The sequence below is a fragment of the Anabaena sp. CCY 9402-a genome (genome assembly GCF_963920945.1).
Lineage (GTDB): Bacteria > Cyanobacteriota > Cyanobacteriia > Cyanobacteriales > Nostocaceae > Trichormus > Trichormus minutissimus.
This window is the reverse complement of sequence record NZ_CAWUDL010000015.1, coordinates 57,686-79,574: the sequence shown is the minus strand read 5'-3', so window position 1 is coordinate 79,574 and position 21,889 is coordinate 57,686. Positions and strand designations below refer to the sequence as shown.

The following is a 21,889-nucleotide window of genomic DNA, read 5'->3' as shown; positions in this document are numbered from 1 at the left end:
CAAGGTTTGTGGATAACCTCTACTATTCCTTTATTCCCTGGGGAAAAACCTTCACAGCATCACCTAGGATGGATATCTGCACTCGTGTACCTACGGGTAATGCCATATCTGTTGTTGTCCGCACATGAATTTCTTTACCAGAAGGAGTTTGCAAACAATATTGGTACTCTCGCCCTAAAAACCTGCGAGTGCGGATAACTACAGGGGCATCGGTGGCTGGTGTTAAAATCAAGTCTTCTTGGCGGATCATAATTTCGCCTGAATTGTTGATGTGATTAGCTGGTAACTCAAAACAACCAACTTCTGTTTCCCAGACATTACCTTGGCGATGGGCAGAGAGGAAATTAGCCTGGGTGACAAATTCCGCGACAAACCTTGAGGCTGGATGAGTGTAAATTTCTTCTGGTGTGCCTATTTGTTCTAAATGCCCTTGTCGCATCACGCCGACTATATCAGAAATGGCTAATGCTTCTTCTTGATCGTGGGTAACGAAAATGGCTGAAGTACCTGCTGCTTTGAGAATGTCTCGGACTTCTTCCCGCAACTGTAACCTAACTTGAATATCCAGATTACTTAATGGTTCATCTAAAAGCATCAGTTGAGGTTGGGGTGCTAAGGCACGGGCTAAGGCAACACGCTGCTGCTGTCCACCAGAGAGTTCGTAAGGGTAACGTTTTTCCAGTCCTGCTAATCTCACTAAGGCTAGGACTTCGGCTACACGTTTTTGTATTTGCTGTTTACTAATATTTCTCAACCCAAAGGTTACATTTTCTTCAACGTTGAGATGAGGAAATAGCGCATAATCTTGAAAGACAACACCAATATCACGCTGTTCTACAGGGATAAAAATAGAGTTGTTGCTAACTATCTGTTCACCAATTTTAATTGTTCCTGTTTGTAGACGCTCAAAACCTGCAATTAGTCGCAACAGAGTAGTTTTACCGCAACCAGAGGGGCCAAGTAATCCTAAGACATCGCCTTGTTGCAGTGTGAATGATATGTTATCCACAGCAGGAGAGGTGTTTTCTGAAAATTGCTTGGTGACATTCTGTAGGTGTAGGATGGCTGGCTGCATAGGTAGATAACGAAGAAGATACAAAGAAGAAATAAATTAGAGTTTTGTTGGTGCTGGTACTTGGTTTATTACTTTCTCTTTTTTAATATTCTCTTGAGATAACACTAATAAGGTTGAACTCATAGAGACTAATAGCATAGCTAATGAAGCAGCTGCGGCATCTGCAAATTCAACATTTTCTGTGGCTTGCCAAATTTGCGTTGCTAAGGTGTTAAAGCCTATGGGGGCTAGCAGCATAGTTGCAGGTAGTTCTTTAATTGCGGTCAGAAATACTAAGACTGCACCACTTAATACGCCTGGTCTGACTAAAGGGAGGGTAATTTCTATTAAAGTTTGCCAAGCTGATCTGCCTAAACTTCTGGCTGATTCTTCTAATTGGGGATTTACTTGTAGTAGAGAAGTGCGGACTGTTCCTACTGATTGCGGTAAAAATAATACTAAATATGCAAACACCAGCATCGGTAGAGTTTGGTACAGGAATGGCAGGTAATTAGCTCCAAAAAACACCAGTGATAAAGCTATGACAATTCCTGGAATACCAAAACTTATATAAGAAAAACGTTCAATAACAGCTGTAATTTTGCTGGGGAAGCGAACTGATAAAATGGCGATGGGTAAGGCAAAGATGGTAGCAGCTAAAGCCGCTAGTCCAGCTGCCCAGGCTGAGTTGAAGATGGTGGGTAGTAAATTGGGGAAGGTGTAACCAGTATTGAATCCACGCAGTAGCCAAAATAGGGTAATACCAACTGGTAAGATCACACCAAAGCTAGTGATGAGTAAGCAAAAGCTAAAGGCTGGCCATTTCCAAATTCCCAATTTAATTATTTTCGGTGGGCGTAGGGAGGCTGAACCACGACTATAATATGCGGCACGCGATCGCATTCGATACTCTAGCCATAAAATTACCAGCACCAGTGTCACTAACATTAAAGATAGAACTGCGGCGGTGTTACGGTTAAAACTGGCTTTGTATTGGATAAAAATAGCCCGTGTAAAGGTATCAAACCGCATCAGGGAGGGTGTACCAAAGTCCCGTAAGGAATATAAGGCTACCAATAATCCCCCGGCGATAATTGATGGTTTCAGTTGCGGCAATACTACCCGGAAGAAGGTTTCTCTGGTGCTGTAACCTAAACTGCGGGAGGCTTCTTCTATGGAAGGATCTATTCCTTGCAAGCCAGAACGCACACTCAGCAGTAAATAGGGATAGGTAAATAAAGTAATTGCGAGAACTGTTCCCGGAAAACCATAAATAGAAGGTAACTCTTCTACCCCCAAAGGCTCTAATAACAATTGTAAAAAGCTACCCCTGGGGGCTAAGGTAGCAATGAGGGCAAAACTGCCGACGTAGCTAGGGACTGCCAAGGGTAATGTTGTGGCTATTAACCAAAAGTTTCTGCCTGGTAAGTCTGTGCGCACTGTCAGAAATGCCAATGGTACAGCAATCAGGGTTGAGAATACGGTGACAGTTGCCGCCATTAATGCACTATTGAAAAAAATGGAGATATTGCGGGGACGAGAGATCAATTGCCAGAACTCTTCCCCGCCAATACCTACTGCACGGGTAACTAAGTAGACCAAAGGCAGGGCAATAGCGATCGCTACTACTCCTGCTGCTATGGTGAGAAATAAGGGAGGGCGAATCGAAGATTTCAATGCCTACAAAACTCCTGCCTGTTGTAGTAATTCCAATGTGCCTGGCAAATCATTTAAGTTGGTCAGGTTAACGTTAGGCGGATTGAGCTTGTTCAGTGGTAATTGATTTGCTGGTCCTGGTATCCCTTTGACTAGGGGGTACTCATTAGTTTCTTTAGCGAAGTAAGTTTGTGAACTTGGTTTGAGTAGGTAGCCAATAAATTTTTCTACTTCCGGTTTTTGTTTGGTGGAGTTCATAATGGCGACTCCAGCAATATTAATCATTGAGCCTGAGTCTTTATTGGTGTAGTGAGCCGCTACAGGTAAGCTGGGATTAGTTTTTTTCAAGTTAGGTAAGTAGTAGTGATTCACTAAACCTAGCTGAACTTCTCCGCGCCCTAGTGCTTCTACTATTGTGGTATTGTTGCGGTAATCTTTAACACCATTAGCTTTCATTGCCCGTAGCCATTGCAGAGTCTTGGGGTTTCCCTCTAGCACCCGCATGGCGGTGACAAATGAATGAAATGACCCGTTTGTTGGAGCCCAAGCAACTTTACCGCGCCATTGTGGTTGTGTTAACTGCGAAATAGAGGTCGGTAATTGATTTTTATTAACTAGCTTGGTGTTGTAGTTAATTACACGAGCGCGTCCCGAAATTCCTATCCATTGTCCTTGGGGAGACCGAAAGCGAGAATCTACCTTATTCAGTAAGTTAGACGAAATTGGCAGGGTGCGCTTTTGTGTTTCCAGCGTGCCTAATGCGCCGGCATCTTGGGCAAAGAATAAATCAGCACGGCTATTTTTACCTTCTTCCAAAAGTGCGATCGCTAATTCGGCTGTATCGCCATAACGCACCTGAATATCTAAATTTAAGTCTTTTTTGGCTTGGGCGAGCAATGGCTCAATCAGTTTTTGCCCTCTACCTGAATAGATAGTAATGGTTTTGGTTTGGGCGTTCACACTTAAACCTGTTCCCCAGCTGAGCATAAAAGCCATAGCTCCAGCTGTCACTTTCATCAATGGCAAAGTTTTCAATCTCCTGGTCTCCATTTCCCTTTAACAGGAAGTTTTTGCAATAATTTTCTTCCTTTCAACCATTACCATTAACTAGCACTCTTAAGCAAGAAAATTTCTCAAAAACTTTAGAGTTTTCTTTTTTACTTTATACAATGCAGCTAATAACATCTTAGATAATTTGCACTTGCTGCATGAGTTTGAGTGTTGCTTCTAAGTCATTCAGATTACTCAAGTCAATTTTTTGAGTTTGCTGTTTAATCTCTTTGAGAGATTTCAATTTTTCTGGGGTAGCAACTGCTGAGGTGAGAGGATATTCATAGGTTTGATTAGCAAAGTAGTTTTGGGCGGTTTCACTCAGCATAAATTCCCCAAACCTTTGAGCAATATTAGGATTCTTGGCGTTGTTGAGAATCGCTATACCAGCGACATTCACCAAAGAACCAACATCATCTGTAAAGTGATGTTCTACAGGGGTTTGGGGATTTTCTTTTTTGATGCGTTCTAGATAGTAGTGATTGACAAACCCTACAGCTATTTCCCCTCTAGATAAAGCTTCCACGATGGAAGTATTGTTGGGGTAAACTTTAGCATTGTTAGCTTTGATCCCTTCTAACCATTGTTTAGCTCTATCTTCTCCCTCGGCGACCCGCAAGGCAGTAACAAAGGATTGAAATGATCCGTTTGTGGGCGACCAGCCAATTTTATTGCGCCATTTTGGTTCAGTAAAGTTAAAGATAGACCTTGGTAATTCCTCTGGTTTGACTAATTTTGTGTTGTAATCTACTGTCCGCACTCTACCAGTAATACCTAGCCATTGACCTTCCGGCGAACGGTAAACACTATCGACCTGATTGAGCAGCGATGCAGGTAACGTTAATGCTTTACCGGCCTTTTGTATAGCTCCCAAAGCACCTGCATCTTGGGCAAAGAAAACATCTGCGGGACTATTTGCACCTTCTTCCAAAATTGCTGATGCTAACTCAGCCGTATCACCATAACGGACTTCTACTTTAGAGCCTGTTTGTTGCTCAAATTGCTTAATCAATTCACCTATGAGTTTTTCGTTGCGTCCTGAGTAAACTACCAAAGTTTTTTCTAATTCACCACTGGTGGTGCTGGTGGTTGTCGCTTGGGTTGCTGATTCAGCCGTATCAGTAGGATTGGGATTCGCACCACAGGCGATCGCTAATCCACCACTGACTGTTGCTAATCCTACTAAGTAGATGAACTGACGACGCTGCATATTTTCCTCCTTTTCTATTAAAAACTATAAATAATTAAGATTTTATTTTATTAAAATAGGCTATTTTCATTATTGCCAATTGAGTATAGCATCTTTGGTAAATCAGCTAATAAGCATCATTTACTAGCTATTAAAGGATTTTTTGATTGATTATCTTGAGAATTCCATCTAGTGCAATTCTCATAAATATTTGACAATAGTTTTTATTAAATCAAAAAGTCTGGCTCAAAGCAATAGCAGACAAAGAGAAAATATTAGCGTGTTATAAGTAGCTAAACAGAAAGATTATGTTCGCTATCAGCAAACGCTAGAGTACATCTCCTTTAAATATTCCCCCTTCCCTGTCTACGACACGCTCCGCGTTTCCTACGGAACACTGCGTGAACGCGCAGCGTCCCGCAGGGAACGTAGAGAATGTAGGGAAGGGGGTTAGGGGGTTAGGTTTGGCGTTAGATTTTCCACATAACGTGAAAAATTGGATTATTTCTACAAGACTGCGATTAGTTGAAAACATCTCTATTCTTTAATTCGCGGTTGATTATCATCATAATTTTTTGAATAATTAAATTCTATTTTGTTGTGTTTTTCTTTATCTCTAATTGGACAATATTTTGTATTAGCACTCATACAATCCATGTGCGGTGTCTTAGCACAAACTATTAATAAACCACCTAAAATAAATAATAAGCCACAAATTGCTATAGTCTGAATCCAAGAAATTTCTAGTACGCCGTGAACAACTACTTCTCGGAGAACAGAAACGATTGCTACTTCTACAGCTACTCCTACGGAAATGCTATGCTCTTTTAGATAAACCATTAAGAGCCGAAATAATTCCACCAAAATTAATACAAAAAGGACTTTTGATGTTAATATTTTATAATTTACTTGTTGTGTGATCGCAATAAATATTCCCCACAATTGTACGACCATGACTGCAAATAAAGCTAAACACAAGATAATTACCAGCAAATCTTGGAAAGCTTCCATATAGCTAACGATCGCGTGTCTATCTAGCCAGCGATCGCAAAATAAAAATCGACTCTTGACGCGCTTTTTCATGTAGTTTTCCGTTTTTATCTGGTCAGGGCAGACCAGCACAGCCAATTCATGCCATATGTTTATTCTTATCTAAACTTAAGTATTTTTGCATCAGCAATAATGATAATTTAAGAGTTATTATCTATTAGCTAATAGCTCTTAAATACAAATCACACTATCTAATAAATAAATGTTCGATATTGACTATTTATTGTTTAGTATTTTGTACTTGCTGCAACAATCTTTCGGCATTTTTTGCCCATTGAGGATTGCCTTGAGCGTTATATAAATTTTTGGCATGGGTAAAGACTTTCACTGCTTCCCCAAACTGATTTAACTGCATAAAAACTAACCCTGCACCATAATAAGCATGAGGATAATTAGGATTAGCTTCTGCTGATTTTCTAAATGAAACTAAAGCTGCTTGTAGTTGGCTTTGATTAAACAAAATTGCACCTAGATTGTAGTGAGCATCTGGATATTTAGGATTAATTTTAATTGCTTGCTCAAAAGCGGCTTTAGCTAGATCAATTTTACCTTGTTGCAGATAACAGACACCTAAATAATAGTGAGGTTCTGGGGCATTTTTACTATAAGTGATCGCTTTTTGAAAAGATGCGATCGCGCCTGACCAATTTTGTTGCTGTTGTCTGACTAATCCTAAGTTATAGTGAGCAAAACCTAGCTGGGGGTCGATTTCTAAAGCCCGTTGTAAGTATTCACCCGCCTGTTGTAAATTATTACCTTCTAACAACGCTCCCCCTAAATTGGCAAAGGCGAGGGAGAAGTTAGGATCAGCTTGAGTAGCGCGATAAAAAGCATTAGCGGCTGGTTGTAATTGTCCAGTTTGTCGCAGGGCTAAACCTAAATTGTAATGGGCTGCGGCCAAGTTAGGATCTAACTGAGTTGCCTTTTGAAATGCTGCGATCGCATCTTGTACTCTCCCCGCCTGAATTGCTTGTAAGCCTTGATTTAACAAGCTTGTTGCAGTTGGCACACTAGACTGTGCTATCTTGAAAAGTTGGGGAGTAAGAGAGTTAGCTGAGACTGGCAGCATACATCCCCATAGTAATGTTAAACCCAGCATCCCGACGATAGGATAATTATAGAAAGATACGTCCATTGATGTATTGACTCAATCTAATTTCTGTCACTGTTATTCATAAAAAGTTCCGTCAAAAATTAGGTTTTAACAAAACTTTTTTATTCGGTATTAAAGTTAGGTTTACTTAATTTTTCTTAAGGTAAATCTTACAACAGGCTACAATTTTTTTTGTTTTTAGTTAAAGAGAGCATAATTGCAAGTTAAAGGGGGGATAATTCTCCGGCAATGGGTGTAATTATTCATCCTCTAAAAAACACAGGGCTACGCGGTAAGAGAAACTTACTGCAAAGGAGGTTTTATGAGCCAAAAAGTCATATTAGGTTCGCGGAATGTTGCCATTGTCGGCCCTTATTTAAGTGGAAAAACAACATTATTAGAAAGCTTGTTATTTGTCACAGGAGCAATTTCTCGCAAAGGCAGCGTTAAGGATGGTAACACAATCGGTGATAGTGCAGCAGAAGCACGAGATCGCCGGATGAGTGTAGAAATTACTGCCGCTAGCACAGAGTATAATGACACTCGTTTTACTTTTATTGACTGCCCAGGCAGTATAGAATTTGCTCAAGAGACTTATAACGCTTTAATTGGGGTTGATGCAGCCATTGTCATCTGCGAACCTATCCGTGACCGAGTCCTCACGCTTGCGCCTCTATTTAAATTCCTAGACGATTGGGAAATACCCCATTTGGTCTTTGTTAATAAAATGGATCGGGCAAATATCAACGTTCTGGAAACATTACACGCCCTCAAAGCGGTTTCTAGTCGTCCATTAGTAGCCCATCAATACCCCATCATGCAAGGGGAACAGCTAACAGGCTTCATTGATATGGTGAGCGAACAAGCCTATCAATATCATCCAGGCGCACCAGCTGATCCCATTCCTTTCCCCGAACATTTAAAAGCAGAAGAACATACAGCCAGAGCCGAAATGCTCGAAGCTTTAGCCAATTTTGATGATCATTTACTCGAAGAACTTTTAGAAGATATTGAACCACCCCAAGAAGAAATTCTCACAGATTTAAAAATGGAATTAGGGGCAGATTTGGTAGTCCCCGTCTTCTTTGGTGTCGCCGAACAAGATTATGGTGTAAGACCACTATTAGATGCACTGCTACGGGAAGCACCAGCACCAGAAGCTACCGCAGAACGCCGCCTTAAAGGTAGTAAACCCAGCAATACACCCATAGCCCAGGTTTTGAAAACCTATTACACTCCCCAAGGTGGTAAACTCTCCCTCGTGCGGATTTGGCAAGGCAAATTAACCGATGGGATTGTCCTCAACGGTGTGCGGACTGGCGGTATTTATCGCCTCATGGGACAACAGCAGCAGTCAGTCAATGAAGTTGCGGCTGGTGAAATTGTGGCCTTGAGCCGATTAGAAGGGATTAAAACCGGGGATATCATCTCTACAGAACAGGCGTTAGCATTACCCAAAGCTGAACCATTAGAACCAGTGTATGCCCTGGCGATTACTCCAGAAAAGCGCAACGATGAAGTGAAATTAAGTGCTGCTATTACTAAGTTACTAGAAGAAGACCCCTCTTTAACTTGGGAACAGCACGGCGACACCCACGAGGTTATTCTGTGGGGACAAGGTGAAATTCATTTGCAAGTCGCCTTAGATAGACTGCGCCGCAAATATAACTTACCCATGTCTACCCATCTGCCACAAGTCCCTTATAAAGAAACCATTCGCAAACCTGTAACCTCAGTACATGGACGCTATAAGCATCAGAGCGGCGGTCATGGGCAATTTGGGGATGTTTTCCTAGATATTAAACCGTTACCCCGTGGGGAAGGCTTTAATTTCAAGGAAACTATCGTTGGTGGTGTAGTTCCCAAACAATACATTCCCGGCGTAGAAATGGGAGTGAGGGAATTCCTCACCCACGGGCCTTTGGGTTTCCCAATTGTAGATGTGGCGGTGACATTAACCAATGGTTCATATCACAACGTTGATAGTTCCGAACAAGCCTTTAAGCAAGCTGCGCGGTTAGCCATGCAAACAGGCGTACCCCAGGCGCAACCCACCCTCCTAGAACCAATTTTGCGGTTACAAGTAACCACACCCAGCGAATTTACCTCTAAGGTGCTGCAATTGCTGAGTGGTCGCAGGGGTCAGATTTTGGGCTATGAAGGTAGAAACGACTGGCAAGGCTGGGATAATATTTCTGCTTACTTACCACAAGCCGAGATGCAAGACTTTATTGTAGAGCTGCGATCGCTCACTCTCGGCGTTGGTTCTTTCCACTGGGAATATGACCACCTGCAAGAAGTCCCAGAAAAGCTGGCTGAACGTGTACTTGCTAGCAACGGTAATGGCAAATAGTCTTAAGTTCAAAAATGTCTCCTCTATTCAGAATCTTGGAGTGGCAATAATTGTCACTCCAATTTCTTGTTGACAATACTAGACTAGAGAATATACAGATTATTTATTGAAATTGCGATCGCTCATGGCAATCTCATTATTAGAACAGCCAACAGAAGAAAAATTCGTCACTGTTCATGGCGTTTCTTGGGAACAGTTCCAAATCATCGCCGCACAACTAGAAGATAACCGAGAAGTTAGACTAACTTATTTAGCAGGGGTAATGGAAATTATGTCTCCCGTTGGAGATAAACACGAGTACGTGAAAACAACTCTCGGTTATTTACTCGAAGCTTATATGAGGGAAAAAGGTATCCGCTTCTACGGTCGTGGTGGTTTTACCTTGGAAGAACCAGGGTATGCTTCTGGTACACCGGATGAATCTTACTGCATTGGGAGTAATAAAGAAACACCCGACATTGTAATTGAAGTTATCGTCACCAGTGGAACTATTAATAGGAAAGATTTATACAAGCCCAAGAGAATACCCGAAGTTTGGTTCTGGAAAGCTAATCAAATTCAAATATTCTGTCTGAATGAGCAGGGAGAATATGAAGAAGTCAACCGGAGTAGATTTTTCCCAGATTTAGACCCAGCTTTGCTGCTGCATTATATTTCTATGCCTGACCAATATGATGCTGTGCAGGAATTTATTCAAATTATTAGAAATAACCTAAGTTACTAATGGTAACACTTCAATTCAGACAATTAAGTGTACCGCCAGGACATAGAGTAATACTCCACAATGTTAGCTGGCAAGAATTTGAGGCAATTCTCACCGAACTAGGCGACCATCGTGCAACTCGGTTGGCTTACATTCAGGGAACTTTGGAGATAAGAATGCCATTACCGAAGCATGAGGTAGCCAAGGTCATCATTGGTGATATGGTAAAAATTCTCTTGGAAGAATTACAAGTTGATTGTGAATCCTTTGGCTCAACCACCTTTAAACGTGAAGATATGAGTTTTGGTGTAGAGCCTGATGATTCTTTCTATATTAAAAATCATGCTCGGATGATTGGGAAAGAACGTATAGACCTAACAGTTGACCCACCACCCGACTTAGTAATTGAAGTTGATATCACCTCTAAAACTCAACTTGCAGCCTACGAAGCCTTAAAAGTCCCTGAACTTTGGCGATATGAAAAAGGCAGACTCCAAATAAACATCCTTCAAGATGGCAAATATATTGAGTCAGAAATTAGTCCAACTTTTCCCAACTTGCCAATTGTGGAAGCAATTTCTCAATTCTATGAACAAAGCCAAACTATAGGGAGAAGTCCAACACTCAGGTCATTTAGGAAGTGGGTAAGAGCGCAAATGTAGCCAAAAAGTTCATTTTGCGCCTGGAGCGTGAGCTGATTAAAACCTATCCCGGAAGTTGCTTTTTCAAAGCCTTCAACCCAGCCCAACGATTATCAACAGAATCTTCTTCACTTTCAATAGCAGTGCTAAGAATACCTGGACATTTTAAATCACACAACTGACGCTGAGGCAAAGCCAAACACATCTGCTCATACAACCATTCACTGGTATAAAAATAACCATTAGGCGATAAAGTTTCTAGCAAATCTTCTATAGCCACTTCCCTTTCTAAAGGCAAGTCTTGCTCTTGATTTACCGCCTCATCTAACCAGATAACTTCTTGAGCATTCACCACTAAACGGTGATTGTACTGTTGTAAGCAGCGATTACAGGTACAAGTAATAATAGTTTCTACCTGAGCTGACACATCCAAATAATTTCCATGATGCTGCACACAGACGTGGCCGCGTACTGGTGTCAACGTTTCTAGCCCAGGCAGAAATTCTTTAACTTGAACTTCCTCTGTCCGCTCCGGGGCTTTATTTAGCTGCGGAATAAAAATTGCGTCCATAGGATTGGTAAAACATCATCACGAAAATGTATGTTGATCATCAGCAATACTGCTGACAATCCATATATAGTTTAGCCTTTAGCAAGAACGAATATTCTGTACTGGTTGAGATGTTCAGGATTCAACCCCTGCCGGACGGACAACCAAATGACGATGGGGTTCTTTGCCACGACTAAAGGTTTCTAAATCGCCCATATCTTGGAAGAAGGTATGCACCAACCGCCGTTCCGCAGAACTTAGTGATTTAATTTCCACTTCTTGCCCTGTGGAGCGTACTTGCTCGGCTGCTGCTTCGGCTATTGCTTGAATTTCAGCTTGTCTTTTAACTCTATACCCATTCAATTCCACCGTGTAGGAAGCTTGTTCTTCCTCTGGTTGATTGAGGTTAAGCGTAGAATTCGCCAAATACTGAATCGCATCTAGCACAGAACCATCAGCACCAATTAGGGCGTGAATTTGCTCTGGGGTCAAGCTGGTTTCATCTATTGTCAACCAGTAACTATCTATTGCTGGGGCATCTTCTTCTGGAGAATGGGGAGCTTCTACACTACCTCTAATCTCAGATGACATCCCAGTGAGTTCCAGCAGTGATTTTAGCCACTGCTGACCTCGCTGCATGGGAATATTGCTCATCTATTAACCTGTGGTCTTTTTCTTGGAACTTTTTGGCTCAAAAGGCAATGTTTTTTGTTCTGCCGCTACTTGTTTTTCCTGAGTTTCTACAATTTTTTGTAGCTCCTCTGGTAAGGGTTCGCGAGAGAGGATGTAAGTTTGCAGGGTTTGGAAAACGTTCCCAATCACCATGTACATCAATACCCCAGCAGGTAACGGGAAGAAAAAGAACATCCCAGAAAAGATGACAGGGGTGATTTTGTTGACGGTTTCTTGTTGTGGGTTGCCACCACTGGAGTTCTGCCCGGAAAGTATTTGGCTAACGTAAAGGCTGACCCCAAAAAAGAGAATCATCGCCACAATATCCCAGTGGACTACACCATCTGGGTCTACTGCTCCAACTCTGCCCAAGGCATCAATAAACAGGAATCCTTTATCAGCTGCCAATCCAGGAATTGTACCTTGAATTGTGACATCACCTGGCTGTAAGGCTTCTATATTGCCTTCGGTGTCAATTTTGATCCTATCTTCCCCTTTGGTAATTTTCCATTCAGGGATTAACTTTGTTTCTGGGTGTTCTGCCAGTAATACCGGGAATGGTTTACCTTCAAGGGTCTGGTATTGAATCTTAGTTTGTTCACCTACTGCTAATTTGTTGCCACTAGGGATAATAGCCGCAACTTTAACGTGTTCTTGATCAGCAACATAAATGTTCTGAGGAGCAGTAGCAAAGGCTTGGGGTTGAATTTGTTCGATTTGTTCAGAAGGAACGATTTGCAGGTTAACAGAATAGTTAACTCCAGCAAACGGCGAACCCCGCAAGGTGGCAAACAAAGCCAACAGGACTGGCATTTGCAACAGAAGTGGCAAACATCCCGCCAAGGGGTTGCCAAATTCCTTCTGCACATTCATCAGTTCTTCCTGCTGTTTTTGCTGGTCGTCCTTATAACGTTCTTTAACTTCCGCCATCCGCTTTTGCATCAGAGGTTGTACAACTCGCATCCGCCGCATACTGCGAATTGAACCAGCACTCAGGGGGTAGAGCGCGAAGCGGATTATCAATGTCAAGGCAACGATCGCCAATCCATAGCTAGGTACAATGCTGTAGAACAAGTCTATGATTGGCAGCATTACGTTGTTTGAGAGAAACCCGATACCAAAATCCATTATTCTGAATTCAACCTGAGGTACTGTAAATTGATCTGAATCTAATTTATCTAAATAGTGATGACTATGCGACTATCCTCTGCTACGGATAGCCGCACAACGCCAAAAATGGGAGTCGCAGTAGGCAGTGGGGAGTAGTCTGTAGACTTTGTTAAGTGGAATATGGGAAATTTTTTGTTTTATATCAGCAAATTGGATATTCCCTACTTCCTACTCCCTATTTCCTACTTAGCTGTGTATTGAGGATTTTTAGCCGCAACTTTTTCATTGATGTAGTCATAAGCTTCGCGGAAGTTGGGAATTGCCCGCATTTCCAGACGACTACCATTTCTTAAAGTCACTACCATATCTCCCCAAATGCCTAGACCACGGGGAACTTTGACAATTTTGACAACTTCTGCATAAATTACATCAGTGCGATCGCGTCCCATCCAACCACCCATGACAGATATTCTGCGATCGGTAATGCGGTAACGCAACCACAAGGCTCTAACTATTGCACCAACTGCCAGTGGTATACCTATAACGGTGAAGCCAATCAGGATATTTAAAATCAAGTCCCCGATGTGGGGGCCACCTTCATAATAAATTTCTTCACGAATGCCCATTTAATACCTCAGTTTGTGCCAACAACTGCTCTAATTCTTGCAGAAATTGTTGGCTTCCGCACTCAGATTCTGTTGCTGTTGGTTTGACAATTAACACCAATTTCCATCCTGGTGCTATTTTTGGCAATAATTGCTGCAACGCTGCCGCAATCTGACGTTTAATTCGGTTACGCACCACGGCTTTTTTACTGACTTTGGTGCTAACTGAGATGCCAATTTTTGTACTGGCGAGTTGTTGCAAGTCAGTGTTTATGGAATTTTTAGGGGCAGTATCCAAAGAAGACTCTTTGGCAGATGACGGTTTTAAAGCTCTCAAAGTTAAATGGGGGCTATATCGCCGCATTCCTTCCCGGAAAACTGCCTGAAAATCTCGGCGGGATTTTAGTCGATTTGCTTTTGGCAATGCCACAGCTGTTCTTTATCGCTGAAAATACCCTACACGCTCAAACGATGCCTTCCTCTCTTTCTTCTGGCTCTAATGACGTTTCTGCCGTCTGGTGTCTGCATTCTGGCACGAAAGCCAGAGGTTCTTTTTCTCTTGCGGTTAGTCCCACCCAGTGTTCTCTGCATACTGTTCTCCTTTTAGGCGATTTTTATAAAAAGTCACAATCTAAAAATATATCATTGTTGAGAGTCAATAGTCCAGAGTACACATTTCAGAGTCCATAGCTAAAAATTAAATTAGGGTAAAGAGGGGACAGAAGAGAAAAGAGAGTAACTATTCCCCAATCCCCAAAGACTCAACTAATAGTCACAATCCAAGACCCAATGTAACGCAATAATGGTAAGTCCCCTGGTGAGAGAACTTGGCAGTTGAAATAAAACGTACCGCCAAAGGCTGGATTTCTGACACCAGAAAACACTAAATCCACTCTGCTACCTGCTGGCACTGGTTCTTCAGGAAAAATTTCAATTAAACCGCTTTCTTTGTTCCATTTAGCTTCAGATAGGGGTACTTTTTTACCCTTGACTCTGACTTCAATCTTTTTAGGATCAAAACTGCCTTTGTAATAGTTAGGATAAGTAACAGCAAATTGAGCAACGGCTAATTTCATGTTTTGGGCAGGAATCCTAAATATGTATCTATCTATACCGTCAGTTTGCCCCCCAAAATCTAACCGAAAGGGCAACTGATTTTCCCGTTTAATCCCGCTAAACAGTACGAACCCTTGACCTCCTTGTGCCAATACAATAGCGGGTAAACTAGTCAGTACACAGCCAGTCAGAGCTAAAACGGAAAGTAAACGGCGCATAATGTAACTCCTCCACCAAAAATTATGTCTGTAATTTGAGTTTTTATAACTAAACTTTACTGTTGGCTTGCTGACAAGAGACGTGATGTAGCGATAAAAAGTGCCTTATGTACCGACTTTTTTGTCTGTCCTTTGCCTTTTAACCTTCGTCTTCTGCCATTAGCTTGGTCAAATTTGCGCTAAATATAAACACTGTTAACATTTGATTGTGTTGCTAAATATGTATAAGTGTATCGTAATTTAGGCTTTTCGTTATAAAAATTGAGCGTTGTAATTAGCGATCGCCTGTTAAGTTGGGAGAGAGCGTAAAAAATAGGCTGGTATCTCATCAATTATCATTAAACAACCATTGGGGAACTCTCAAGCTAAAAAATCAAAGAATTGGTTTGAATATTACAAGATGTAATCAAAAATATAAACAAAAATTTTAGATCCCTAAAAAATACTAAAGACATAGATAGAAAATAGAGTATTAAAATTAAGATTTGCAATAAGTAAAGCAATTGGCAGTTATCAGTAAAAGTAAGACTTGTAGGAATCAAAGTGAAGCTTCGTCTGTCGTAAAGCAAGAAGAAACGGAAAAGTTCAAGGTTCTATCTAAACGAAAAAGCCATCACTCATGCTTCAAAGCAGTAGCTATGAGTTGATTACATAGCTAATTGCAACAGTGGCATATTCGGCAGAGGTTAGGTATTTATCTCCAGGAGATTTCATGAAAATAGCAGTTGCTAAAGAAATAGAAGTTTGTGAACGGCGTGTAGCATTAAATCCTGACACCGTTGCTAAATTAGTGAAACAGGAATTGGAAATTTGGGTAGAAGCAGGTGCAGGAGAGAGATCATTTTTTAGTGATGCTGACTATGAAGCCGCAGGAGCTAAAATTATCCATAATTCAGACCAATTATGGGGCGAAACAGATATTTTATTGAAAGTTAGCCCACCACAAGAGAGAGAAGATGGGCGTTCGGAAGTTGAGTTAATGCGGGAAGGAACTGTATTAATTAGCTTCCTGAATCCTTTGGGAAACCCTGTGGTAGCGCAGCAACTAGCTAATCGCAAAATCTCAGCTTTGAGTATGGAGTTAATCCCCCGCACTACGAGGGCGCAAAGTATGGATGCTTTGTCGTCTCAAGCTTCCCTGGCGGGTTATAAATCAGTGTTAATTGCCGCAGCCGCATTACCAAAATATTTCCCCATGCTGACGACGGCTGCTGGTACAATTGCCCCAGCCAAAATATTTATTATGGGAGCTGGTGTAGCAGGATTGCAAGCGATCGCCACCGCCAGACGTTTGGGTGCAGTAGTAGAAGCCTTTGATATTCGTCCAGCCGTCAAAGAAGAAGTGCAAAGCTTAGGCGCAAAATTCGTGGAAGTCAAGCTAGAAGAAGAAACAACCGCCGCAGGTGGTTACGCCAAAGAAATTTCCGAAGCTAGCAAACAACGTACCCAGGAAGTTGTCGCCGAACACGTCAAAAATGCTGATGTAGTCATTACAACTGCCCAAGTCCCCGGTAGAAAAGCACCACTGCTAGTCACAGCCGAAATGGTGGCACAGATGAAACCCGGTTCAGTCATTGTAGATTTAGCCGCCGAACAAGGTGGTAACTGTGCTTGCACTGATCCCGGTAAAGATATTGTCTGGAATGGCGTGACAATTATCGGGCCGATTAATCTCCCTTCATCAATGCCAGTCCACGCCAGCCAACTCTATTCCAAGAACCTCACATCTTTGTTGCAGCTGCTCATCAAAGACAAAGCCTTAAACATAGACTTTGCTGACGACATCATCGATGCAGCCTGCATTACCCACGCTGGAGAAATTCGTAATCAGCGCGTCAAAGATGCGCTACAAGATGCAGTGTTGAGGTAATGGGGACTGGGGACTGGGGCATTCGGCATTGGGGTAAAATATCCCCCCTACACCCCTATCCCCCTATACCCCTACACCCTAAAAAATAAGGAGTTTTCCATGACAGAGGCATTAATTGCAGCTTTGTTTGTATTCGTGTTGTCATCGTTCATCGGCTTTGAAGTTATCAACAAAATCCCCCCAACCTTACACACTCCCCTAATGTCAGGCTCAAATGCCATTTCGGGTATTGCTGTAATTGGGGCGATAGTAGCAGCCGGAGAAAGAAACACCAATTTATCAGTAATTCTCGGTTTGATTGCTGTGACTTTAGCCACAGTCAACGTTGTGGCTGGGTTTCTTGTGACTGACAGAATGTTGCAAATGTTCAAGAAGAAGGAGATTAAGGCGTGAGCGATTTTTTACCAACTGGGATTCAGCTGACGTATTTAGTTGCTGCGTCTTTATTTATCTTGGGTTTGAAAAAACTGGGTTCTCCTGCTACTGCACGCAACGGTAATGTGATTGCGGCGGTTGGGATGCTGCTGGCGATTGTCGCCACCATGCTAGACCAGCACGTATTGAATTATGAGATGATTTTGATAGGTTTAGCGATTGGTTCGGCAATTGGTGCGATCGCAGCCTACAAAGTCCAAATGACAGAAATGCCCCAAATGGTGGGCTTACTTAACGGTTTGGGCGGTGCGGCTTCGGCGTTAGTTGCTGTAGCTGAGTTCTGGCGGTTGTTGGATGCTGGCGCAGCTATCCCCCTAGATGTCAACATTTCCATGTTGTTGGATGTGTTAATTGGTGGTGTTACCTTCACAGGTAGTTTTCTCGCCTTCGCCAAATTACAAGGATTAATTAGCGGTTCACCAATTACCTTTCCGTTACAGCAACCATTTAACCTTTTGCTGCTGGGTGCTTATATAGCTGGTAGTGCCTACTTAATCATCACACCAGATAGCTTACCTGTATTTTTGGCAGTCGTTGGAGTTTCCCTCTTCTTGGGTGTGATGTTCGTCATCCCCATTGGTGGCGGCGATATGCCCGTAGTCATTTCGCTGTTAAACTCTTTATCAGGTGTTGCGGCGGCGGCGGCTGGTTTCGTGGTGATGAACAATATGTTAATCATCGCCGGTGCATTAGTGGGGGCTTCTGGTTTAATCCTCACCGAAATTATGTGTAAAGCCATGAACCGTTCCCTGTTTAGCGTGCTGTTCAGCGCGTTTGGTTCAGGGGGAAGTACGGCTGCTGGTGGTGCGGCTGCTGGTGCAACCGATCAAACCGTCCACAGCATCGATCCCGAAGAAGGGGCGATGATGTTAGGTTATGCTCGTTCTGTAGTGATTGTCCCTGGTTACGGGATGGCTGTAGCTCAAGCACAACATAGTGTGAGAGAATTGGCAGATCAACTAGAACGCATGGGTGTTGATGTTAAGTATGCCATTCACCCCGTTGCTGGAAGAATGCCGGGACACATGAATGTGTTGTTAGCTGAGGCGAATGTGCCATATACCCAGTTGTATGACATGGAAGATATTAACCCTCAGTTTGAACAAGCTGATGTAGCTTTGGTAATTGGGGCTAATGATGTAGTTAATCCGGCGGCGCGTAGTGATACCGCTAGTCCAATTTACGGGATGCCAATTTTGGAAGTAGATAGGGCGAAGCACACCATTGTTATTAAGCGCGGGATGAGTGCGGGTTTTGCTGGTGTAGATAATGAGTTATTCTACAAAGATAAAACCACTATGCTTTTTGGTAGTGCTAAAGATATGGTGTCGAAGTTAGTTTCGGAAGTGAAGCAACTTTAGATAGCTAAGAATCATTTATATGGTTTGCTTGCCTTGGGGGTGTGATGCTTCTGAGGCAAGTTTTTTTAAGATTGTTTCGCGCAAAGGCGCATTCGCGGAGCGTCCCGCAGGGAAGACGCAAAGGAAAGAAGTTTATAGAACCCATTTGGGATCTATGAAGTAGCTAACCGTTTGAGCATAAGTCTGACAAAACAGAGATGAATTTTAGTCGTCGCATTCGCCAAAGTTCTTTCAAAATTTTTGACCAAGCTTTTACAGCGTTCCATCCAAGCATTACTTCTTTCAATGACCCATCTGGCTTTAACTGGCACAAAACCAGACTTTCCTTTCAGGGATTTTTCCTTCTGGGATGGTTTGGGAGACAATTGAAATTGAATTTTACTCATGATTTGAGGATAAATCTTGACTAACTCGGAAACTAGAGTGTCAGGATGATAACCGTTGTCTAAAAGAATTGTCGTTTTAGGCAGTTCTACAGGTTTTGATTTGAAGAAGTCAATATGAATTGTCAACATTTCAATCAGGCCTTGGTCATCAGAAATATTCGCCTGGGTACAGTGAGTAAAAAAGGGAAAGCCGAGAATATCTACAGCTAGATGCCTTTTTATACCGTTTGTGGACTTATAAAAACAAAACCCCTTGGTTTCAATACTAGCGTTACAAGTATTTTTGACTGCTTGGGAATCGATCATGATCAAGGTAGTCCAAACAGGCTTTCTTCCTTCTTTTTCTCGGATACTTTGATGTAAAGTCTCCATGATATCCTCGATAAATCCATCACTTCGCCACTGCTTGTAATGCCAAAATACTGTGGAATAGGGGGGTAAATCCTTCGGTAAATCAGCCCAATTACAGCCATTTTTCAGCTGGTAAAAGATGCCGTCTAAAATTTGTCTTTTACTCCATGTAGGTGGACGAGTCAGCTTCTTTTTAGGTAATAATGGTTCAATAATTAACCACTCTTCATCTGTTAAACTGCTTAAATACATGAGTAATAAAAAATACTGTTATTTGAACAGTATACTAGATCCCAAATGGGTTCTATAGCTATAGCCTCGGTAACTTAGGACGCAAATTTTAGGATTTGTCGCTTGCTTATTTTCCTGATCAAAATGGCTACAGCTATATTGACTATTTTAGGTTCAGTTGTGACGACTTCAGCTTGAGAACACCAATATGCACCCATGTTGATTCCTGATAATTTTTGTAATGTGACTAGACATTTATGTTATGACCAATTATTTTTGACTTAACAAAGTTTATTTTTTAAGTATAAACACTTAAACATGAATAATTCAGATTTTTTTGATGATGCACTTCTAGAAAAAAGAATTGAGACTTTTTATGGATATGGTAATTATCAAGGAAAGTATTGGTTTATTGGCATGGAAGAAGCAGGAGGAGATTTTCAAGACGTTAATCACAGAATAAATATATGGGCGAACAGAGGAAAAAAGGAAATAGAGCTTCATCATTGGATATATGGCCAATATTCTCATATAGCTTATTTAAGAAGTAGACAAACTTATGAAGACTATTATCTTGATATGCGAATAAATCATATTGCTAACAGAATCAGAGAACATAAACCTAAAGGAGTTATTTTCTACGGTAAGTTATATGAATATTATTGGAGAAAAATCACTGAGAAGATAACCAGTAATGACTTTGAACTAACCTCGCAAGGTTTTTTAATTTGTAGAGATAGTCAAACTGTGTTTGTTATAGCTAAACATCCTGTGGCTTTTGGTGTAACTAATGAATATTTCTATAGCATTGGGAGAGCGATCGCTGCTAACCAAGCGTAAAAATAATCCTTTGCGTCTCTGCGCCTACTGCAAGCGGAACACCTGGCGGCGAAGGCATGAGACAAAAACAGCGATCGCTCATCAGTGACATGATATAAATTTAATCATGATAGACCACGATCGCCTGTTTAAAGAACTATTAACTACCTTCTTCTGGGAGTTCATCGATTTATTCTTCCCAGAGATAACCGCTTATCTGGAAAGGGACACTATCAGCTTCATTGATAAAGAAATATTTACCGATGTTACTGCTGGCGAAAAATATGAAACTGATTTAATAGTAAAAGCCAGATTTAGAGAGCAAGAATCGTTTTTATTAGTACATCTAGAACATCAAGCTTATTATCAAGAAGCATTTGATTTGCGGATGTATCGCTACTTTGCCAGATTGTACGAAAAATACGCCCTGCCAGTCTATCCTATTGCCTTATTTTCTTACGATCGCCCCAAAAAAGCCGAACCAAATTTTCATCAGGTAGCATTTCCCAATAAGCTGGTCTTGCAATTCAACTATGATGTTATTCAGTTAAATCGCTTGAATTGGCGAGAATACCTGCAACAACAAAATCCCGTAGCTAGTGCGCTGATGGCTAAAATGAACATAGCAACACAAGACCGTCCCAGAGTAAAATCTGAGTGTCTGCGTCTATTAGCTACATTGCAGTTAGATCCAGCAAGAATGCAGTTAATTTCTGGGTTTATTGACACTTACCTACGCCTAAATGCCCAAGAAACAGAAATTTTCCAGGCTGAAATTGCTCAATTTGAACCAACTCAACAAGAGGTAGTTATGCAAATCGTCACTAGTTGGATGGAGGAAGGAATACAACAAGGAGAATTGAAAGTAATCCAGCGTCAATTAACAAAACGAATTGGTGGAATTACCCCTGAATTACAAGAGCGAGTGCGGGGATTATCTTCAACTCAGTTAGAGGATTTAGCTGAAGCATTACTAGATTTTTCTACTGAAGATGATCTAGTAACTTGGTTGCAACAGCAGTAAGATTGTATTTCACCATGCGATCGCTCTCTTTATTAAGAGATACTTTATATTTAAGTCTTCATCGCCATAATCGTAGAAATCTTCTCCTTTTAAATCAGCAAAAACATTTAATTCACCATCTGGCGCATAGTCTGAAATAGCTGTGATTGCGGCTAGTGCTAATTGCTGTTTTTTCTCATCTTGAGTCAGTGATTGTTGTTCCTGAAGCACAAGTTTTAAAGCTGACTCGGCTATCATGAGGCGATCGCTTACACTCAAATTGGGGAGTGCTTGAAGAATTTCTGGAGTTTCCATAGTTAATTTATCGATTTATTATAATATTTGTCCTAATGAAATTGTAGTGTTGATAGTATGCGTTGGCGTACCTTACCATAGGTATCGCCTTTTTTTATTAAGGTGTAGCGGTTAGTTA

General features: G+C 41.6%; 24 protein-coding genes. 9 read left to right on the top strand and 15 right to left on the bottom strand.

Annotated features, from left to right (window positions below):
- Positions 1-22: 22 nt before the first annotated feature.
- The 6 genes from ACM0OR_RS07825 to ACM0OR_RS07800 form a co-directional block, all read right to left on the bottom strand.
- Positions 23-1,075: an ABC transporter ATP-binding protein gene (locus ACM0OR_RS07825; protein ID WP_414575750.1), complete on the bottom strand. Its 1,053-nt coding sequence runs from the start codon at positions 1,073-1,075 to the stop codon at positions 23-25.
- A 36-nt stretch (positions 1,076-1,111) separates the two neighbouring features.
- Positions 1,112-2,731: an ABC transporter permease gene (locus ACM0OR_RS07820; RefSeq protein ID WP_414575749.1), complete on the bottom strand. Its 1,620-nt coding sequence runs from the start codon at positions 2,729-2,731 to the stop codon at positions 1,112-1,114.
- Between the two features lie 3 nt (positions 2,732-2,734).
- Positions 2,735-3,727 carry an iron ABC transporter substrate-binding protein gene (locus ACM0OR_RS07815; protein WP_414575760.1) on the bottom strand — a complete coding sequence of 331 codons (993 nt, stop codon included), beginning with the start codon at positions 3,725-3,727 and terminating at the stop codon, positions 2,735-2,737.
- A 169-nt stretch (positions 3,728-3,896) separates the two neighbouring features.
- Positions 3,897-4,970, bottom strand: coding sequence for an iron ABC transporter substrate-binding protein (locus ACM0OR_RS07810; protein ID WP_414575748.1), 1,074 nt, complete (start codon positions 4,968-4,970; stop codon positions 3,897-3,899).
- A gap of 516 nt (positions 4,971-5,486) precedes the next feature.
- Positions 5,487-6,032 carry a phosphate-starvation-inducible PsiE family protein gene (locus ACM0OR_RS07805; protein WP_414575747.1) on the bottom strand — a complete coding sequence of 182 codons (546 nt, stop codon included), beginning with the start codon at positions 6,030-6,032 and terminating at the stop codon, positions 5,487-5,489.
- Positions 6,033-6,219: 187 nt separating this feature from the next.
- A complete protein-coding gene (locus ACM0OR_RS07800; protein ID WP_414575746.1) occupies positions 6,220-7,134 on the bottom strand; it encodes a tetratricopeptide repeat protein in 915 nt (304 codons plus the stop codon).
- A 280-nt stretch (positions 7,135-7,414) separates the two neighbouring features.
- Between ACM0OR_RS07800 and ACM0OR_RS07795 the strand changes: the two genes are divergently transcribed.
- From ACM0OR_RS07795 to ACM0OR_RS07785, 3 genes are all read left to right on the top strand, one after another.
- Positions 7,415-9,445 carry an elongation factor G gene (locus tag ACM0OR_RS07795; RefSeq protein ID WP_414575745.1) on the top strand — a complete coding sequence of 677 codons (2,031 nt, stop codon included), beginning with the start codon at positions 7,415-7,417 and terminating at the stop codon, positions 9,443-9,445.
- A 124-nt stretch (positions 9,446-9,569) separates the two neighbouring features.
- Positions 9,570-10,169, top strand: a complete 600-nt coding sequence (locus tag ACM0OR_RS07790) for a Uma2 family endonuclease (protein ID WP_414575744.1) — start codon at positions 9,570-9,572, stop codon at positions 10,167-10,169.
- On the top strand, positions 10,169-10,810 hold the full coding sequence (locus ACM0OR_RS07785) for a Uma2 family endonuclease (RefSeq protein ID WP_323266666.1): 642 nt from the start codon (positions 10,169-10,171) through the stop codon (positions 10,808-10,810). The genes ACM0OR_RS07790 and ACM0OR_RS07785 overlap by 1 nt, the downstream gene beginning before the upstream one ends.
- A gap of 43 nt (positions 10,811-10,853) precedes the next feature.
- On the opposite strand, the gene ACM0OR_RS07780 is transcribed toward ACM0OR_RS07785, so the two are convergent.
- The 7 genes from ACM0OR_RS07780 to ACM0OR_RS07750 form a co-directional block, all read right to left on the bottom strand.
- A complete protein-coding gene (locus ACM0OR_RS07780) occupies positions 10,854-11,360 on the bottom strand; it encodes a YceD family protein (RefSeq protein ID WP_414575743.1) in 507 nt (168 codons plus the stop codon).
- Between the two features lie 114 nt (positions 11,361-11,474).
- Positions 11,475-11,993, bottom strand: coding sequence for a protein jag (locus tag ACM0OR_RS07775; RefSeq protein WP_414575742.1), 519 nt, complete (start codon positions 11,991-11,993; stop codon positions 11,475-11,477).
- 3 nt (positions 11,994-11,996) lie between these two features.
- On the bottom strand, positions 11,997-13,139 hold the full coding sequence (gene yidC / locus ACM0OR_RS07770; protein ID WP_190705035.1) for a membrane protein insertase YidC: 1,143 nt from the start codon (positions 13,137-13,139) through the stop codon (positions 11,997-11,999).
- Between the two features lie 224 nt (positions 13,140-13,363).
- Positions 13,364-13,747, bottom strand: coding sequence for a PH domain-containing protein (locus ACM0OR_RS07765; RefSeq protein WP_237988363.1), 384 nt, complete (start codon positions 13,745-13,747; stop codon positions 13,364-13,366).
- Positions 13,734-14,156: a ribonuclease P protein component gene (gene rnpA, locus ACM0OR_RS07760; RefSeq protein ID WP_414575741.1), complete on the bottom strand. Its 423-nt coding sequence runs from the start codon at positions 14,154-14,156 to the stop codon at positions 13,734-13,736. The genes ACM0OR_RS07765 and rnpA overlap by 14 nt, the downstream gene beginning before the upstream one ends.
- 26 nt (positions 14,157-14,182) lie before the next feature.
- On the bottom strand, positions 14,183-14,317 hold the full coding sequence (rpmH, locus tag ACM0OR_RS07755) for a 50S ribosomal protein L34 (RefSeq protein WP_190705043.1): 135 nt from the start codon (positions 14,315-14,317) through the stop codon (positions 14,183-14,185).
- Positions 14,318-14,487: 170 nt separating this feature from the next.
- Positions 14,488-15,000, bottom strand: coding sequence for a DUF2808 domain-containing protein (locus ACM0OR_RS07750; RefSeq protein ID WP_414575739.1), 513 nt, complete (start codon positions 14,998-15,000; stop codon positions 14,488-14,490).
- 712 nt (positions 15,001-15,712) lie between these two features.
- Between ACM0OR_RS07750 and ACM0OR_RS07745 the strand changes: the two genes are divergently transcribed.
- From ACM0OR_RS07745 to ACM0OR_RS07735, 3 genes are all read left to right on the top strand, one after another.
- Positions 15,713-16,870: a Re/Si-specific NAD(P)(+) transhydrogenase subunit alpha gene (locus ACM0OR_RS07745; RefSeq protein WP_414575737.1), complete on the top strand. Its 1,158-nt coding sequence runs from the start codon at positions 15,713-15,715 to the stop codon at positions 16,868-16,870.
- A gap of 99 nt (positions 16,871-16,969) precedes the next feature.
- Entirely contained in the window at positions 16,970-17,263 is a 294-nt protein-coding gene (locus ACM0OR_RS07740) for an NAD(P) transhydrogenase subunit alpha (protein ID WP_190705051.1), read from the top strand.
- Positions 17,260-18,666, top strand: coding sequence for an NAD(P)(+) transhydrogenase (Re/Si-specific) subunit beta (locus tag ACM0OR_RS07735; protein ID WP_414575735.1), 1,407 nt, complete (start codon positions 17,260-17,262; stop codon positions 18,664-18,666). The genes ACM0OR_RS07740 and ACM0OR_RS07735 overlap by 4 nt, the downstream gene beginning before the upstream one ends.
- Before the next feature lie 152 nt (positions 18,667-18,818).
- Here ACM0OR_RS07735 and ACM0OR_RS07730 read toward each other — a convergent pair whose 3' ends face one another.
- The gene (locus ACM0OR_RS07730) at positions 18,819-19,655 is read right to left on the bottom strand and encodes an IS5 family transposase (protein WP_414575734.1); all 837 of its coding nucleotides are present in this window, start codon (positions 19,653-19,655) and stop codon (positions 18,819-18,821) included.
- Positions 19,656-19,952: 297 nt separating this feature from the next.
- Between ACM0OR_RS07730 and ACM0OR_RS07725 the strand changes: the two genes are divergently transcribed.
- Genes ACM0OR_RS07725 through ACM0OR_RS07715 form a run of 3 tightly spaced genes read left to right on the top strand, consistent with a single transcriptional unit; the run spans position 19,953 to position 21,477 of the window.
- A complete protein-coding gene (locus ACM0OR_RS07725; protein WP_414575733.1) occupies positions 19,953-20,474 on the top strand; it encodes a hypothetical protein in 522 nt (173 codons plus the stop codon).
- Positions 20,425-20,562: a hypothetical protein gene (locus tag ACM0OR_RS07720; protein WP_414575732.1), complete on the top strand. Its 138-nt coding sequence runs from the start codon at positions 20,425-20,427 to the stop codon at positions 20,560-20,562. Before ACM0OR_RS07725 ends, ACM0OR_RS07720 begins: the two co-directional genes overlap by 50 nt.
- Positions 20,563-20,580: 18 nt before the next feature.
- Entirely contained in the window at positions 20,581-21,477 is an 897-nt protein-coding gene (locus ACM0OR_RS07715; RefSeq protein ID WP_414575731.1) for an Rpn family recombination-promoting nuclease/putative transposase, read from the top strand.
- A gap of 9 nt (positions 21,478-21,486) precedes the next feature.
- On the opposite strand, the gene ACM0OR_RS07710 is transcribed toward ACM0OR_RS07715, so the two are convergent.
- Positions 21,487-21,771 carry a hypothetical protein gene (locus ACM0OR_RS07710; protein WP_414575730.1) on the bottom strand — a complete coding sequence of 95 codons (285 nt, stop codon included), beginning with the start codon at positions 21,769-21,771 and terminating at the stop codon, positions 21,487-21,489.
- Positions 21,772-21,889 lie beyond the last annotated feature (118 nt).